This is a genomic window from Bifidobacterium sp. UTCIF-38, from assembly GCF_006454495.1.
In the GTDB taxonomy this organism is placed as follows: Bacteria; Actinomycetota; Actinomycetes; order Actinomycetales; family Bifidobacteriaceae; genus Bifidobacterium; species Bifidobacterium callitrichos.
Window position 1 is genome coordinate 1 of record NZ_JFAL01000004.1, and the last position, 15,383, is coordinate 15,383.

The window sequence follows — 15,383 nt, forward strand, 5'->3', positions numbered from 1 at the left end:
ATGCGTGCGTTGCGTGATGACATATTCAGGGTCTGCTCCGTTGGGTGCGGGCGTCGCGACACGCGCGGGGAGGAATGTGGATAGAGAAAATAGTTATCCACATTTCGGGGATAACTATGGGGATAACCCACTAAGTTATCCACAATATGGGGATAACTTAGTGGATAACTTGGGGATAACTTATCCACAGCGCGAGGGGCACTTGCGCAATCCGAAACACCGTGGTAATCGAATCTGAACACACGGTGAACTAACCGCCTTCTGGCCCGCGAAGCGGGTCTGAGGGGCAGTCATGATGGTCGGAGTATGTATGAATCCGCCATGAGCGAATCAAGGAAATCAAGGAGACAGGGATGAAGGAAACGAACGCGCGGGCATCCTCGGCATCCTCGGCCCCCTCGTCCTCCTCGGCATCCAAGCGCATCCTTGCCCTGGCGCTGCCGACCTTCGGCCAGCTCATCGCCGAACCGACGTTCATCCTCATCGACACCGCGATCGTCGGACATATCGGCGACGCGGCGCTCGCCGGCCTGTCGATCGGATCGACGATCATCCTCACCGCCGTCGGACTGTGCATCTTCCTCGCGTACTCGACCACCGCGCAGGTCGCGCATCTTCTCGGCGCGGGCCGTCGACGCGAAGGCATGCAGGCGGGCATCGACGGCCTATGGCTGGCGCTCGGCATCGGCGTGATCCTCGCCGTCGGCCTGTTCGCGGCCGCCGAACCGCTGTGCCGCGCGCTCGGCGGACAGGGCGAGGTGCTCGATCAGGCGGTCGCCTACACGCGGGCGATCGTCCTCGGCGCACCCGGCATGCTGCTCGTCTACGCCGCCAACGGCGTGTTCCGCGGCCTGCAGAAGGTGCGCATCACCCTGATCGCCTCGGCCTGCGGCGCAATACTCAACACCGTGCTCGACATCCTGTTCGTGATCGTGCTCGACTGGGGCATCGTCGGCTCCGGCACGGCCACGCTGATCGCGCAATGGTTCATGGGCCTGTTCCTTGCGATTCCGGCGATCCTGTGGGCACGAGCCGACGGCGCAACCCTGAACCCACAACTCTCCGGTCTCGCCCGGGCCGGCGGTGACGCCCTGCCGCTGTTCATCCGCACGCTCGCGATCCGCGCGGCGATGGTCGTGACCGTGGGTTGCGCGGCCCGCATGGGCACCGAGGTGCTGGCCGGATTCCAGGCGGTCAACTCGTCATGGAACTTCGCGATGAACATGCTCGACTCGGTCGGCATCGCAGGCCAGACGCTGGTCGGCGCGGCCCTCGGCGCCGGAGCGGTCGATCGGGCCCGTCGCCTCACCGGCGCCACCGGGCGCATGGGCCTTGCGGTTGGCGCGATCATCGGATTCGGATTCGCCGTAGTCGGCCTGTTCGCCGGCCACTTCTTCTCGCCAAGCCCGCAGATCCAGCTGCTGATCGCCGCCGGCATGGTCACGATGGGCGTGTTCTTCCCGTTGCAGGGCTGGATGATGGCCCTCGACGGCATCCTCATCGGCGCGCGCGACTACCGTTACCTCGCCGCGACCTGCCTTGTGACGGCGGGCGTCTACATCGCCGTGGTCATGGCGCTCGCCGATCTCGCCCTGCCGCTCATCCCCGGCGACTTCGCCCGCACGATCATCCTGTGGACCGTGTTCAACGTGATCCTCATGGGCGGCCGCGGCCTCGCCAACGGTCTGCGCGCCCGCGGCGACCAGTGGATGCGCGCATAGCGTCCATCATCTACCGCAGTTGCACGATGAACCTATACTTAGGGGCTATGGCTGAGGAACCTTGGGAAGATACGCGGGCCGACGACGCGTTCGTCGCGGTCGCGGGAGGCGGAGACGACTACGCCGGCGGCGGGTCGCAGAACGGCGGCAACCGCAACGGTGGTGCCCGTGGCGCCGGCAATCGCAACGGCGGCGGCTACGTACCCGGCGCGACCGGCACCCCCGTGCGCGACGCGCTCTTCGACCGCGTGCCCCCGCACGACGACGACGCGGAGATGGCCGTGCTCGGCGGCATGCTCATGAGCAAGGACGCCATCGGCGAGGTCTCGCAGATGATCGAGGTCACCGACTTCTACCAGCCGAAGCACCAGACCATCTACGAGGCGATCATCAACCTGTTCTCCGCGAGCCAGCCGGTCGACGCGGTGCTCGTCGCCAACGAACTGCTGAAGCACGGCGACCTCGACAAGGTCGGCGGCGCCGACTACCTGCATTCGCTCGTCGCGGCCGTGCCGACCGCCGCGAACGCCACATACTACGCCGAAATCGTGCATCAGCGCGCGATTCTGCGCAAGGTGATCGCCGCCGGCACGAAGATCGCCCAGCTCGGCTACTCCGCGGAGGGCTCGCAGGCCGAGGACGTCGTCAACCTCGCGCAGGCCGAGGTGTACGAGATGTCCGTAGGCAAGGTGCGTCAGGACTATTCCGCGATCTATCCGGTGGTTCGAGACACCCTCGATCAGATCGACAAGCTCCAGCAGGGCCTGATCAACAAGGGCGTGCCGACCGGATTCCACGACATCGACGACGTGACGCAGGGCCTGCAGCCCGGTCAGATGGTCGTCGTCGCGGGACGTCCGGCCATGGGCAAGTCGACGCTCGGTATCGACTTCGCGCGTGCCGCCGCCCTGCACCACAACCTCACGACGATCGTGTTCAGCCTCGAGATGAGCAAGGTGGAGCTCGCTCAGCGCATCATCTCCGCCGAAACCGATATCCCGCTCGGAGCGCTGCGCCGCGCCGACGAGATCACGCCGGAGCGTTGGAACACGCTCAACTCGTTCTGGACGAAGCTGGAGAGCGCGCCGCTGTTCATCGACGACAGTCCGAACATGAGCCTGATGGAGATCCGCGCGAAATGCCGCCGTCTCAAGCAGACGAACGATCTCAAGCTCGTGGTCATCGACTACCTGCAGCTCATGACCTCGGGCAAGCAGGTCGAAAGCCGCCAGCAGGAGGTCTCCGAGTTCTCGCGTGCGTTGAAGCTGCTCGCCAAGGAGCTCGAGGTGCCGGTCGTGGCCCTCTCGCAGCTCAACCGTGGCCCGGAGATGCGCAACGACAAGAAGCCGCAGCTGTCCGATCTGCGTGAATCCGGTTCGATCGAGCAGGACGCCGACGTGGTGTTCCTCGTGCATCGCCCGGACTTCTATGATAAGGAGGACAGGCCGGGCGAGGCCGACATCATCATGGCCAAGCACCGTAACGGTCCGACCGAGACGTTCCATCTGGCGTTCCTCGGAGCGATGTCGAAGTTCCAGGACATGCCGCAGGACTACAGCAATCAGGGAGTGTGAGATGACGAATCATAATGTCATGGGCGGTTCGTGGGGTGGCTCAAACGCCCCGAGCGGACTGTGGTACTCCTTCGCGACGCCGCTGATCGGCAAGGGCGTGCGCTGGGCGTCGCGCGTCACGCATCACGGTGGTTCCGCGTTGCCCGGCAAGATCGTCGAGACGATCGACCCGACGTTCCTCGCGCGCACGCTCGCGCAGCTGCCGCTCGGCGTCGTGCTCGTGTCCGGCACGAACGGCAAGACCACGACCACGCGCATGGTCGCCTCGATGCTCTCCGATCTTGGCCTGAAGGTGTTCACCAATCCGACCGGATCGAACTTCACGCGCGGCGTCGTCTCCGCGCTGCTGCAGACCGTGCCGCTCACCGGCCGGCTCGACGCCGACATCGCCGTGCTCGAGCTCGACGAGGCGTACGCCGTGCATTTCGTGCGCCAGGTCAAGCCGCGGTACGCATTGCTGCTCAACGTGATGCGCGATCAGCTCGACCGGTTCGGCGAGATCGACAACACCGCCCGACTGCTGGGCCATGTGGCGCAGGCCACCACCGGCACGGTGGTGCTTAACCGCGAGGATCCGCGCATCGCCCGCCTTGCGGGACTCGCGCCGGTCAGCACGACGGTCAAGTACTTCGGTCTGTCCGACGATCTGAAGCGGTTCTTCCCCTCCGACGACGACATGGCGACGACCGTGTCCGTCGAGGGGGCCGCCGAGGGCAAGGACGATGCGTCGGCGTCCGATAAGCCGAAGACGGCCGCATCCGACTCCGGTGCGGAGGATGGAACCGACGCCGCGGCCAAGCAGGCCCCGGCAGCCGACCTGTCCGACACGCTCACCCTGCCTCCCGTGAACCCGGAGGCCCTGGCCATCGCCACGCTGCCGGCCGACGTCACCCTGACCGAGGTCGGCGACCACGCCGCCACGTTCCGTCTGTCCGGGGAACCGGGCAAACCGGTCAGGCCCGGCGCGTCCGACAACACTGCCATCGAACGCCACACCAAGGTCAGGCTCGAAGGCGTCTACAACCTCTTCAACGCCGCCGCAGCGCTCGCCGTCGTGCGCGCGGTGATCAGGGATGCGAACAGGGCGGCGGGGTCCGCCATGCTCAAATCGATGACATCGCCGAAATTCCAAGCCTTCCGCACCCGCCTGCAGCGTTTCGCCGACGCGAAGTCCGACGATCTGATCGCCGCCGTCTCCCGCGTCACCCCGGCGTTCGGACGCGGCGAGGTCATCGACGTGAACGGTTCGCCGACCGAACTGCTGCTCGTCAAGAACCCGATGGGCTTCCGCCTCTCGCTCGCGAGCTTCCCGCCCGAGGGCGCCGACACGATGATCGTCATCAACGACGAATACGCCGACGGCCGCGACATGAGCTGGCTGTGGGACGTCGACTTCACATCGCTCAAGGAGACCGGCGTCGCGCAGGTCTCCGGCGTGCGCGCATGGGACATGGCCCTGCGACTCGGCTACGACCAGGTGAAGGTCGAGGAGGTCGACCCCGATATCGACGCCGCGCTCGCCGCATTCGTCAAGCGCAATCCGGGGCATCCCAAGCACATCTACTGCACGTACACCGCGATGCTCAAGGTCCGCGCCGCGCTGGGCCGCATCGCCAACGTCGCCGACGCCGGCGTGGGCACGGGCAAGTAAGCGGGCAAGTAAGGAAGGAACGATGGGCAAGACAATCGACGTGATGTCCCTCTACCCGAAGGACATGAACATCTACGGCGACTCCGGCAACGTGCTGACGATCCGTCGTCGCCTCGAACTGTACGGCTACGATCCGGTCATCCACCAGTACAATCAGGGCGACGACTGGCCCGACCACGTCGACCTGATCCTCGGCGGCGGCGGTCAGGACAGCGGTCAGGGCAAGATCATCGACGACTTCTTCCGCCGCGCCGATCTCATCCGCGGACTCGCGTTCCACGGCACCCCGATGCTGATGATCTGCGGCATGTACCAGCTGTTCGGCGAGTACTTCGAAACCGCCGAAGGATCGCGACTCGAGGGCATCGGCGTGATCGGCGCGTACACGGTCGGCCGCAACGTGCGCATGATCGGCAACCTCGTCGAGCATTCCGACGATTTCGGCGACATCATCGGCTACGAGAACCACTCCGGCCAGACGTTCCTGCGCGAAAGCACGACCCCGCTCGGCACGGTCGACGTGGAGGGACGCGGCAACAACGGCAAGGACTACACGGAGGGCGCTCGCGTGTTCAACGTGATCGGCACGTACATGCACGGCTCGCTGCTGCCGAAGAACCCGCTGATCGCCGACTTCCTCATCCGCAACGCCGTCGAGCGCCGATACGGCGCGCTCAACGACGGGCGACTCGCCACGGACGATCAGACCCCTGAGCAGGCCGCCGAACTGGACCGCATCGATACGGTCGCCGAACAGGCGCGCAAGGTGGCGGCCGCGCGCCCGCGGTAGCCAACCGTGCGATGCGCGGAGTGTCGCCCAATAATCGCGTGCAGCCCGATGGAGTACGCTGGGAAGTACGAGCGCGCGGCATCATGCGCCGCGCACCGGCCTCGACATCCGAGAAGGACATCCGATAAGGAGGGGTATCATGGCAGATTTCGATTTGGGTGACGGCCTGCGCAAGGTCGTGCTGGCGGGCATCGGCGCCCTCGCCACCGGCTACGAGAAGGGCAGCGAGCTCGTTGACGATCTCGTCAAGAAGGGCGAGCTGACCGTCGAGCAGGGCAAGAGCCTCAACACCGAGCTCAAGCGCAAGGTGGGGGAGTCTCTGGTCAACGACGCGAACAAGGACGACGAGAAGCGCGCCGCCAAGGCCGAGGGCGAGACCGAGGCGACTGCGGAGGACGCCGAGGACAAGCCTTCCGAGGTCTGATTCACGGGACCTGACCCATCGGTCATTGTCCTGCACCGAACCCCGTCACGGCGTTCACTCGTCGTCCCGGGGTTCGTTTGCGATTACGGAAGGCAAGGTACATAGGAGGCGAGTATGGAGCAGGACAGCACGCGCGGAAAGCCCACGAAGGCCACCGAGGACGTCTCGTCACGGTCCGCGGAATCGGGATCTGCCGCACGTTCCGCCGCAGACACATCGTCTTCCCCGGCATCGCGTTCCTCCGACCCGATGTACCCGTCGGGCGCCTATCCGGTCTACGCCGAAACCATCGGCCTGTTCGGCCCGCATCGCGACGACTTCTCCCAGCGCTACCACCTGACCCGTTGGGGCAAGGCTAAGCGACTCGCCCACATCACGCGCATCGTCAACCAGTTCGACGCGCTGAAGGGCCTCACCCCGGTCAAGATGCGCCTGATGTTCGAAGCGCTCGGTCCCACCTTCGTCAAGGTCGGCCAGATCCTGTCGATGCGTTCCGAGATCCTGCCGCAGAGCTTCTGCGACGAACTCGCCAAACTGCGCGCCGACGCCGATCCGATGCCCTACCAGACCGTCATCGACACGCTCGCCGCCGAATACGGCCGGCCGATCGACACGATCTTCGAGCACATCGACCCGCATCCGCTCGGCTCCGCATCCCTCGCACAGGTACATCGCGCGACGCTGACCACCGGCGAGGACGTCGCTGTCAAGGTCCAGCGACCTGGCGTGCGCGAGACGATGGCGCAGGACGTCTCCATCATGCGATCGATCGCCAAGGTAGCCACCAAGGTGATCAGCACCTCGCAGATCGTCGACCTCAAAGGCGTCGTCGAGGAACTGTGGGACACGTTCGAATCGGAGACCGACTTCCTCGTCGAAGCGCGCAACCTCGCCGAATTCAAACGATTCGCCGCACCGTTCAAATACATGGACTGCCCCAAGCCCTACCCGGACCTGTGCACCGAACATGTGGTCGTCATGGAGTACGTGGAGGGCATCTCCGTCTCACACGCCGGCGAACTGGTCGCCGCCGGCTACGACCTGAAGGACATCGGCACCAAACTCGTCGACAACTACTCCACGCAGATCCTCGACGACGGCTTCTTCCACGCCGACCCGCACCCGGGCAACATCATCATCCGCGGCGGGCAGATCGTCCTGATCGACCTCGGTATGACCGGCCGGCTCGACGCCAAAACGCGCGCGGTCATGAAGGACATGATCTTCGCCGTCGCCAAGCAGGACTCGCCCGCGCTCGCCGACGGCCTCCTGCGATTCGCCGGCGGTGAGGCCGATCCGGCCGACTATCCGGCCCTGCTCGCCGATCTCGACGTGATCGTCAAGGAGTACGGTACGGTCGATCTGGCCGACCTCGACATCGCCGCGTTTCTTACCGCATTGACCTCGCTTGCGCAAAGGCACGGCATCGAGGTGCCGAGCACGATCACGACGGTCGGCCGTGCGCTGGTCACGCTCGAGGGACTGCTCGATGAGTTCATCCCGGACGTGAACATGATCGAGATCATCTCCCAGCACATCGTCACCTCGCGCACGCCCGACCAGATGGTCAAGGACGAGCTGAAATCGCTTGGTCTCGAGAGTCATGCGGCCCTGCACAGCGCGCTCGAGGCGATGAGCGAGCTCAACGTGGCCGCCCGCATGCTCACACGCGGCCAACTGCGCATGAACATGGAGCTTGTCGGTTCGCAGGAGCCGTTCCAGCTGCTCTCCGATATGGTCAACAGGCTCACGATGGCGCTGATCGTGGTTGGCCTGTTCATCGGCTCGTCCATCGTCTACTACGCCGGCATGAAGCCGATCATCTTCGGCATCCCGATCGTCGGCTTCATGGGCTACGTCGTCGCCTTCGTCCTCGGCTGCTGGATCGTCCTAGACATCTACCTCAAAGGCCGCAAGTCCAAAAAGCGGTAGTGTATAGCCCCTCCATCGGTGAGCCCGTAGTCCGGCCTGTGGCTCGTTCGTCCCGTAGTCAAGGGACGTACGCTGCCATCATCATGTACGTACGTTCCTCGTGGCTAGCCGGATCCATACCCCAATGGGCGTACGCTGCGGTCGTCTCAGCATACGTTCCTTGTGGCTATCGGGTCTCTATCACCCGTATTCGTACTCTGACCGACTGGAGGCGTACGAATACGGGTGATTTCATCGCTCAAACCCCGTTCCTCGTACGCTGAGTCGACCTGAGCGTACGGAGAACGGGGTTCCCCTGTCGCTAGTCCCGATATGCGTACTCACATTCGGGACAGATCATCCACCGTGTTATGCACACTATCCCCATGACCATCAATCGGTGTGGCGGTCTCGCATCGGACCTCCTACCGTGAAGACATGAAACAGCACAAGGTAGTGAATACGCTGATCCGTGAGTCCGAGGAACAGCGGCGATGTCTGTACGGTGGCGATGACGCGGTACGGCGTGCCCTGCGTCGACGGTATTCGATCGGGGAATTGGTCTCCCCATATCCGAACATCTACGCTCGTCCTGAATACTGGAAGGGGCTGAACACGTGTCAACGCTCCCTGTCTGTGGCGAGAACATTGCATCTGATGCATCCGCAATGGGTGTTCACCGGTCTGACGGCTCTTGACGCCTACGGCTTCGATCACACATGGCGATTGCACGGCGAAACGGTGATGATCGCGGACAATCGTGGACGTGGCGACAGAGTGATGGCGAATCAGGGTTCCTACACACTGCGACGCGTGTTCGTTCCGACGATCCGGGCGTCCATGATCGCCGGGATTCCGGTCACCGATGCCGGTCGGACACTGGTGGAATGTGCCAGGCGAGTCTCTTTCATCCAGGCCCTGCCGATGTTCGATTCGGCCATCCGCAAGGGAATCGCCATGGATGATGTGCGTGCCGCATGCCGTGGGTCCCGATCCGATCTCACCTCGGTGCTACGGGTGCTGCAATACGCCAATGGCAAGTGCGAGAACGGCGGTGAGTCGATGGTCTACGGGGTGATCGTGTCCGGCGGATACGCCGTTCCCGAATTCCAGGTGGAGTTCCGCACGGCCGATCGGGCATATCGCGTCGACTTCCTCTGGCGACTCCATGACGGGCGCATCATCGTGTTGGAATACGACGGCATGCGTAAATACTCCGATCCGTCCATGGCTGGCCGTAGATCGGTCAAACAGGTGGTCAGCGACCAGCTGACCCGTGACCAGTCGCTGCGTTCGCTCGGCGTCACGACGATTGTTCATTGCGATTACGACGATGTGTCGGCCCAGAAACCGTTGTTGCGCAAACTGTCCGACGCCGGAGTCCCATGGATCGGCCGCCCGTGGTGAGGTGTCCTGGGAACTCATCCGGCCGTGAAGTCCAAGGATTCATCCGGCTGAGAAACCGTCCCCCTAGACGAGCCCATCCCTAGTATCTCGCGCCAGTGATTCAGGGGAGCTGGCCCGCGAAGCTGGTCTGAGGGGTAGCCGATTCGTCAATGAATGTACGGCGCAGAGTAGTGGACGAACCCGTCCCCATAGGCCACGTACGCTCACCGGGGTCATCTCGACCCAACTCCCGTTCCCAGTACGCTGGCCCTTGCTCAGCGTACGTCCCTCGTGACTATCAGATTTCCATCACCCGTATTCGTATGCTGACTGACTGGCAGCGTACGAATACGGGTGATTGCATCGGTCAAGCCCCGTTCTCCGTACACTGGCCCGACCTGAGCGTACGGAGAACGGGGTTTCCGCCGATGGCGTCTCGTTCTTCGTACACCGGAGGTCGCCGGAGGCCGGATAAAAGTCGGATAGAGGTCGGATGACCGCCGGACACTGTATTCCTCCGCTCACCAATCCCCGGCGAGCAGGAATTCGTCGATGCGGCGGTGTTCGATGCCATTTCGCGGGCGCAGGATCGGGTCCATCGACACCACGGTCTTCGGATAGTTGTCCGCGATGGAGTCGAACGCTCCGAACTCGCGGTCGATCGTCTTCTGGGACTGCATCAGGTAGGTGACCTGCACGTAGCGGCGGATGTCTCCCTTGGCGAAGACGAAGTCGACCTCCTTGCCAGCCGTCGCGCCGACCGATACACGGTATCCGCGGCGCAGTCCCTCCATCGCGACGATGTTCTCCAGCAGCCCCTGCAGCTGGTCCATGCCGTCGCCGACGACCGCTCCGCGCAGACCATGGTCGGCGACGTAGTATTTCTGCATCGTCTTAAGTACCTGTTTGCCGGCGATGTCGTATCGTGGCATCTTCTCCAGCAGGAACGCATCGCAGAAGTAGTCGAGGTAGTTGATGACGGTCTGCACGCCGATGTCCAATCGCTCCGATTTGAGATACGCTGCGATGGCGCTGGCGGAGAACGTGTTGCCGATGTTCTGCATGGCGAACAGGGCGACCCGCTCCAGCAGGGAGACGTCGCGGATGCGGTGCCGCCGGACGATGTCCCTCAGCACGACGGACCGGTAGATGTCCGTCAGATAGGTGCGCTGGCTGTCCTCGTCCCAGTCGTGGGTGGCCACGAACGGCATGCCGCCGATGCGCAGGAAGTCCTCGAACGAATGGTCTGCCCCAAGGAGCGTCCGTGCTTCGACGAACTCGGCGTAGCCGAACGGATATACCTCGAACTGCACGTATCTGCCGCCGAGATACGTGGCGAGTTCGCCGGACAGCAGCGTCGAGTTGGACCCGGTGATGTACACATCCGCCGGCGTGGTGGCGCGCAGCGAGTTGACGATCTTCTCGAAGTCCCGTACCTCCTGAACCTCGTCGAGGAAGACGTAGGGTTTTCCGTCAATGCCTTCCAGACGCTTCATCAGATACGGGTACAGTTTGTCCGGGTCATGCAGAGGAGTGAGTGAGTAGTCCTCGAAATTCAACGAGATGAACTGCTCCGGCTTGCGACCTTCCTCGACGAGTCTGCGCTGGATGAGCCGCAGCATGTCCGATTTGCCGCTTCGACGAAGCCCCACCAGCACCTTGACGACGTCTTCGTCGATGAACGGTGCGATGCGATCAAGATATTGCGGGCGATTGACCAGTTGCGGTCGACTTTCTTCCATGCAAGAAAGTATAGCAAAATCGTGGCCAATTTCTTCCATACAAGAAATTGATGGCGATTTTGGGATGAACTTCTTGTATGGAAGAAATTAGATGCACGCCTCAGTCGAGTGGTAGCGTCGACTCACGCTGGACGAGCCGGCAGGGGACGTAGTCGACGCCGTGATGCGGGCGGCCGTTGATCGCGTCCATCAGGTAGTGCGCGGCTCGCCGTCCGATGAGCTCGGTCTCGTTGTCGATCGAGGTCAGCGCGGGCCTGGAGCTCTTGGTGAGCACGTCCCAGTTGTCGTGGCCGATGACCGCGACGTCGTCCGGGATCTTCATGCCCTGCTGCTTCAGCGCGTCGATGCATCCGCGCGCGAGCTGGTCGGACTGGCAGACGACCGCGTCGAAGTCGACGCCCTGATCGAGCAGCAGTCGCGTGGCGGCGCGACCCCAGTTCTCGTCCCATCGGCCGTAGCGGATCGGTCCGGCCGGCTCGAGGCCGAATTCGGCCAGCGCCTCGAGCGCGCCCTTGGTGCGGTCGGTGGCCGCGGTGTACGTCTCGTCGCCACCGATGATCGCGATCCTGTGCCGTCCGCAGGAGATGAGGTGGTTGACGGCGGTGCGTCCGGCCTCCACGTTGTCGCAGGTCACCGAGCAGTCGTTCGGGTCGGTCGAGGGGCCGTACGCATAGACGAGCGGCACACCCCAGTCGTTGCCGAGCGAGGGCCGCGGGTTGGTCTCGCGTTGCACGATGAGCAGCCCGTCAACCTTCAGATCGAGCAGTTTCTCGACGTGTGTACGTTCCATCGCGGCGTCGCCGCGCGCGTTGGCCAGCAGGACGGAGATCGACTGCGCGCGCAGCTCGTTCTCGGCGCCGATGAGGATCGGGGTGGAGAAGCGGCCCTGCAGGTCGGAGGTGACCAGTCCGATAAGCCCGGATGTGCCGCGGGCGAGCGACTGGGCGAGTTTGTTCGGCGCGTAGTTGAGCTGTCGGGCTGCCTCGAGCACCCGCTGGCGGGTCTCCTCGCTGATGCGCGGCTTGTTGTGCAGCGCCTTCGACGCGGTCGCAAGCGATACGCCGGCCGCCGCCGCCACATCCTCAAGTCGCGCGCTCTGACGTCTGTCCTCGACCATGGCCGTTCCTTTATGAAAGTCGGTGAAACTGTTGTTGTGCCCGTTCCGACTGCTGCGTCGGAACTGAACTTCAGTATAGTCACGATGCGAAAGTTTTCGCAAATCGGTTTTTCGTGTTGATGAGGCGTGATGATGGTGTTCGATTCTGTGCGCAATGTCGTGCGAAAGTTTTAAAGTGTGAGTTTTCGCAGATGATTGCGTAATCATTTGTAGACACGCCGCAATTTCCGGCGATTTTCGACGGTCAAAATGATTGACGCAACACATGAAGGCATGTATTGAAGGCTGTTTTTCGCTATTTTTCAAGGATTCGCATAGCTTGGCGACCTGCTTCAAGAAAAGTGCGAAAGCGGTTTTGCAATAACGGGCGAATGGCGCTATATTGTGAAAAGGCTTTCGCGGAGTTTCGTTCGGTCGAAGGAGGACCGGGTGGAACACCGCGAGGGACCGGAGGCGGAAAGTCCGCCACCGCCTCTCAGAGATGAGCGGAACATTTTTAGAGAAAGAAGCGATTATGGCTTTCAACAAGGTCACCCGCGCACTGGCCGGCATCGCCGCCGCCGCAATGCTTATCCCGCTGGCCGCCTGTGGTGGTGGCTCCGGCAGCACCGGTGCCGCCGACACCTCCGACATCCCGGCGAAGGGCACCGACGACGGCACCACGATCACCATGTGGACCCGCTCCCCGCTGGAGCGTCAGGCCAAGGGCGTCGTCGAGGCGTACAACAAGAGTCACAAGAACCAGGTCAAGCTCGAGATCATCCCGAACGACGACATGGAGGGCAAGGTCGGTGGCGCCACGCAGACCGACTCCCTGCCCGACATCCTCGCCGGCGACGTCGTGCGCATCCCGTACTGGGCGTCCGAGGGCATCTTCGCCGACATCACCAAGCAGATCGACGGACTCGACAACTTGAAGGATCTGCAGCAGGGCCACATCGAGGCCGGCACCGTGGACGGCGCCAAGCACACCCTGCCGTTCATCACCGACGTCTCCGTGATGGTCTGGAACAAGAACCTCTACAAGGAGGCCGGACTCGACCCGGAGCAGGGCCCGAAGTCCATCGCCGAGTTCACCGAGCAGGCCAAGAAGATCGCCGCCCTCAACAAGGACGGAGTCGCGGGCTCCTACCTCGCCGGCCAGTCCGGTGGCGCCCTGGTCTTCGATCTCTTCCCGTCCGTGTGGGCCGACGGTGAGAACGTCATGAACGACGACGGCACCGAAGCCACGCTCGACAACGACTCCATGAAGGCCGTCCTCGACGCCTACAAGGAGCTGGCCAACACCCAGAACGGCCTCGGCGCGGGTTCCAAGGAGGAGACCGGCGCGACGTGGACCGCCCCGTTCGCCAACGGCAAGATCGGCGTCATGCCCTACCCGAACACCTCCCTCAACGACATCTTCGACGCTGAGAAGTCCGGTGGCTTCGAGGTCGGCGTGACCCCGATCCCGGGCACCAAGGAAGGCAAGACCTCCACGTTCCTCGGCGGTGACGCCATGGGCATCTCGAAGGATTCCAAGCACGTCGCCCAGGCCTGGAACTTCCTCTACTGGCTGATGCAGTCCGACACCCAGAAGGAAGTCTTCGCCGACAACGGCTACACCGCCTCCAACATCGAGACCCTGAAGACCGCCTACGACGACGCCGATCCGCGCATCCAGACCATCAACTCCACGATCATCGACGGTAACGGCAAGACCCCGAAGTCCGCCGCCTTCAACGAGGGCTTCAACGCCGCCGGCTCCCCGTGGCAGCTGCTCGTCCAGAACGCCGTCTGGGGCAAGTCCGACCTCAAGGCCGACAACCAGGCCGTCACCGACGTCCTCGCCGGCAACTGATCGCACTGATCTCCTGAATCAACCGAATAACTGAACGCACATAACTGAACAACCGGCGGCCGCCCCGTCCTTCACGGGCGGCGGCCGCCGGCCCACCAACCGAACATATCCGCGCGTATCCTCGTGCATCCCCTGACTGTGTTCCGTTGCCGGGGCCGATTCCGCAACCTCCTGGTTCATCTCCTTCCTTTCTCCTTCTTCCGAAACCCGAGGAATTGGCCCTGATAACGGATTGCATTCAATCCGAACAAGCGATCATCGTTCGATCACCATTCACAAATCCCCACAAAGGAGTGAAGCATGTCAAGTGTTTCCAATTCCGCCGCGGCCGTGCCCGAGCGCAAGTCCACGGCCAAGGCCCAGGCGTTCAAGCGGGGCATCCTGTACGCCCTGCCCGATTGGGTCATGATCGTTGTCCTGTTCTTCGTGCCGATCGTGCTGCTCGTCTACATGGCATTCTCCCGTTGGAGCCTGCTGGGCGGCAACCGCGGCATCAACTTCCCGGACAACTTCGTCAAGGTGTTCGAGCACAAGCTGTTCTGGCCCTCGATCGGCTTCACGCTGGAATACACCGTGATCGTCACGATCTTCCTGCTGATCCTCGGCCTCGGCCTGGCCCTGATCGTGCAGGAGTCGACCAAGTGGAACAACGTGCTGAGGACCTGCTTCCTGCTGCCCTCCGCCACCGGTCTCGCCTCCGCGTCCCTGCTGTTCTACGCCCTGTACTCCCCGCAGGTCGGCCCGCTCACCAAGATCCTGAGTGCGCTCGGACTCGTGCAGGAGGGCGGCTCGGTGCTCGCCACCGGCCAGTCCGCGCTGTGGGCCACGATCATCGTCATCGTCTGGCGATTCTCCGGCTACTACATGCTGCTCATGATGATCGGCCTGCAGGCCATCCCGGGCGACCTCTACGAGGCGGCACGCATGGACGGCGCCGGCACCTGGCGCATCTTCCGCTCCATCACCCTGCCGCTGATGAAGCCGACCATCGTGATGTGCCTCGTCTACTGCGTCACCGGTTCGATCCTCGCCTTCGACCAGTTCTTCATCCTGACCAAGGGCGGTCCGAACAACTCCACGATGACCGTCGTCCAGCTCATCTACAACTTCGCGTTCGACTCCAAGAAGGACCTCGGCATGGCCGCGGCGCTGTCGCTGATCGTGCTGATCGCCCTCGTGATCATCAACTCCATCCAGATGCGCGGCATGCGCGACAACACCAAGTGA

General features: G+C 63.2%; 10 protein-coding genes and 2 pseudogenes. 10 read left to right on the top strand and 2 right to left on the bottom strand.

All coding sequences use genetic code 11. From position 1 onward, the window contains the following. Window positions 1-353: 353 nt before the first annotated feature. The 8 genes and pseudogenes from BW11_RS01805 (at window position 354) to BW11_RS12010 (ending at window position 10,148) form a co-directional block, all read left to right on the top strand. Window positions 354-1,721 carry an MATE family efflux transporter gene (locus BW11_RS01805; RefSeq protein ID WP_140444642.1) on the top strand — a complete coding sequence of 456 codons (1,368 nt, stop codon included), beginning with the start codon at window positions 354-356 and terminating at the stop codon, window positions 1,719-1,721. Window positions 1,722-1,747: 26 nt separating this feature from the next. Beyond that, window positions 1,748-3,295, top strand: coding sequence for a replicative DNA helicase (gene dnaB, locus BW11_RS01810; RefSeq protein ID WP_375137618.1), 1,548 nt, complete (start codon window positions 1,748-1,750; stop codon window positions 3,293-3,295). 61 nt (window positions 3,296-3,356) lie between these two features. Then, window positions 3,357-4,946: pseudogene (locus tag BW11_RS01815) on the top strand (MurT ligase domain-containing protein); the annotation flags it as partial. A gap of 22 nt (window positions 4,947-4,968) precedes the next feature. After that, on the top strand, window positions 4,969-5,736 hold the full coding sequence (locus BW11_RS01820) for a type 1 glutamine amidotransferase (RefSeq protein ID WP_140444639.1): 768 nt from the start codon (window positions 4,969-4,971) through the stop codon (window positions 5,734-5,736). Between the two features lie 139 nt (window positions 5,737-5,875). Continuing rightward, on the top strand, window positions 5,876-6,160 hold the full coding sequence (locus tag BW11_RS01825; protein WP_140444638.1) for a hypothetical protein: 285 nt from the start codon (window positions 5,876-5,878) through the stop codon (window positions 6,158-6,160). A 114-nt stretch (window positions 6,161-6,274) separates the two neighbouring features. Further along, on the top strand, window positions 6,275-8,092 hold the full coding sequence (locus BW11_RS01830) for an AarF/ABC1/UbiB kinase family protein (RefSeq protein ID WP_181162471.1): 1,818 nt from the start codon (window positions 6,275-6,277) through the stop codon (window positions 8,090-8,092). Window positions 8,093-8,815: 723 nt separating this feature from the next. Next, window positions 8,816-9,478 (top strand): hypothetical protein, encoded by a 663-nt coding sequence (locus tag BW11_RS01840; RefSeq protein ID WP_181166127.1) that lies wholly within the window; start codon window positions 8,816-8,818, stop codon window positions 9,476-9,478. Window positions 9,479-9,950: 472 nt separating this feature from the next. Then, window positions 9,951-10,148 (top strand): CxxxxCH/CxxCH domain-containing protein, encoded by a 198-nt coding sequence (locus tag BW11_RS12010; RefSeq protein WP_375137621.1) that lies wholly within the window; start codon window positions 9,951-9,953, stop codon window positions 10,146-10,148. A 31-nt stretch (window positions 10,149-10,179) separates the two neighbouring features. Here BW11_RS12010 and BW11_RS01845 read toward each other — a convergent pair. Continuing rightward, a pseudogene (locus tag BW11_RS01845) lies at window positions 10,180-11,238 on the bottom strand (ATP-binding protein); the annotation flags it as partial. Window positions 11,239-11,299: 61 nt separating this feature from the next. Further along, the gene (locus tag BW11_RS01850) at window positions 11,300-12,316 is read right to left on the bottom strand and encodes a LacI family DNA-binding transcriptional regulator (RefSeq protein ID WP_043165661.1); all 1,017 of its coding nucleotides are present in this window, start codon (window positions 12,314-12,316) and stop codon (window positions 11,300-11,302) included. Window positions 12,317-12,827: 511 nt separating this feature from the next. Between BW11_RS01850 and BW11_RS01855 the strand changes: the two genes are divergently transcribed. Both BW11_RS01855 and BW11_RS01860 read left to right on the top strand, forming a co-directional pair. Beyond that, window positions 12,828-14,156 carry an ABC transporter substrate-binding protein gene (locus tag BW11_RS01855; RefSeq protein ID WP_043165723.1) on the top strand — a complete coding sequence of 443 codons (1,329 nt, stop codon included), beginning with the start codon at window positions 12,828-12,830 and terminating at the stop codon, window positions 14,154-14,156. Window positions 14,157-14,456: 300 nt separating this feature from the next. Further along, window positions 14,457-15,383, top strand: coding sequence for a carbohydrate ABC transporter permease (locus tag BW11_RS01860; RefSeq protein WP_140444635.1), 927 nt, complete (start codon window positions 14,457-14,459; stop codon window positions 15,381-15,383).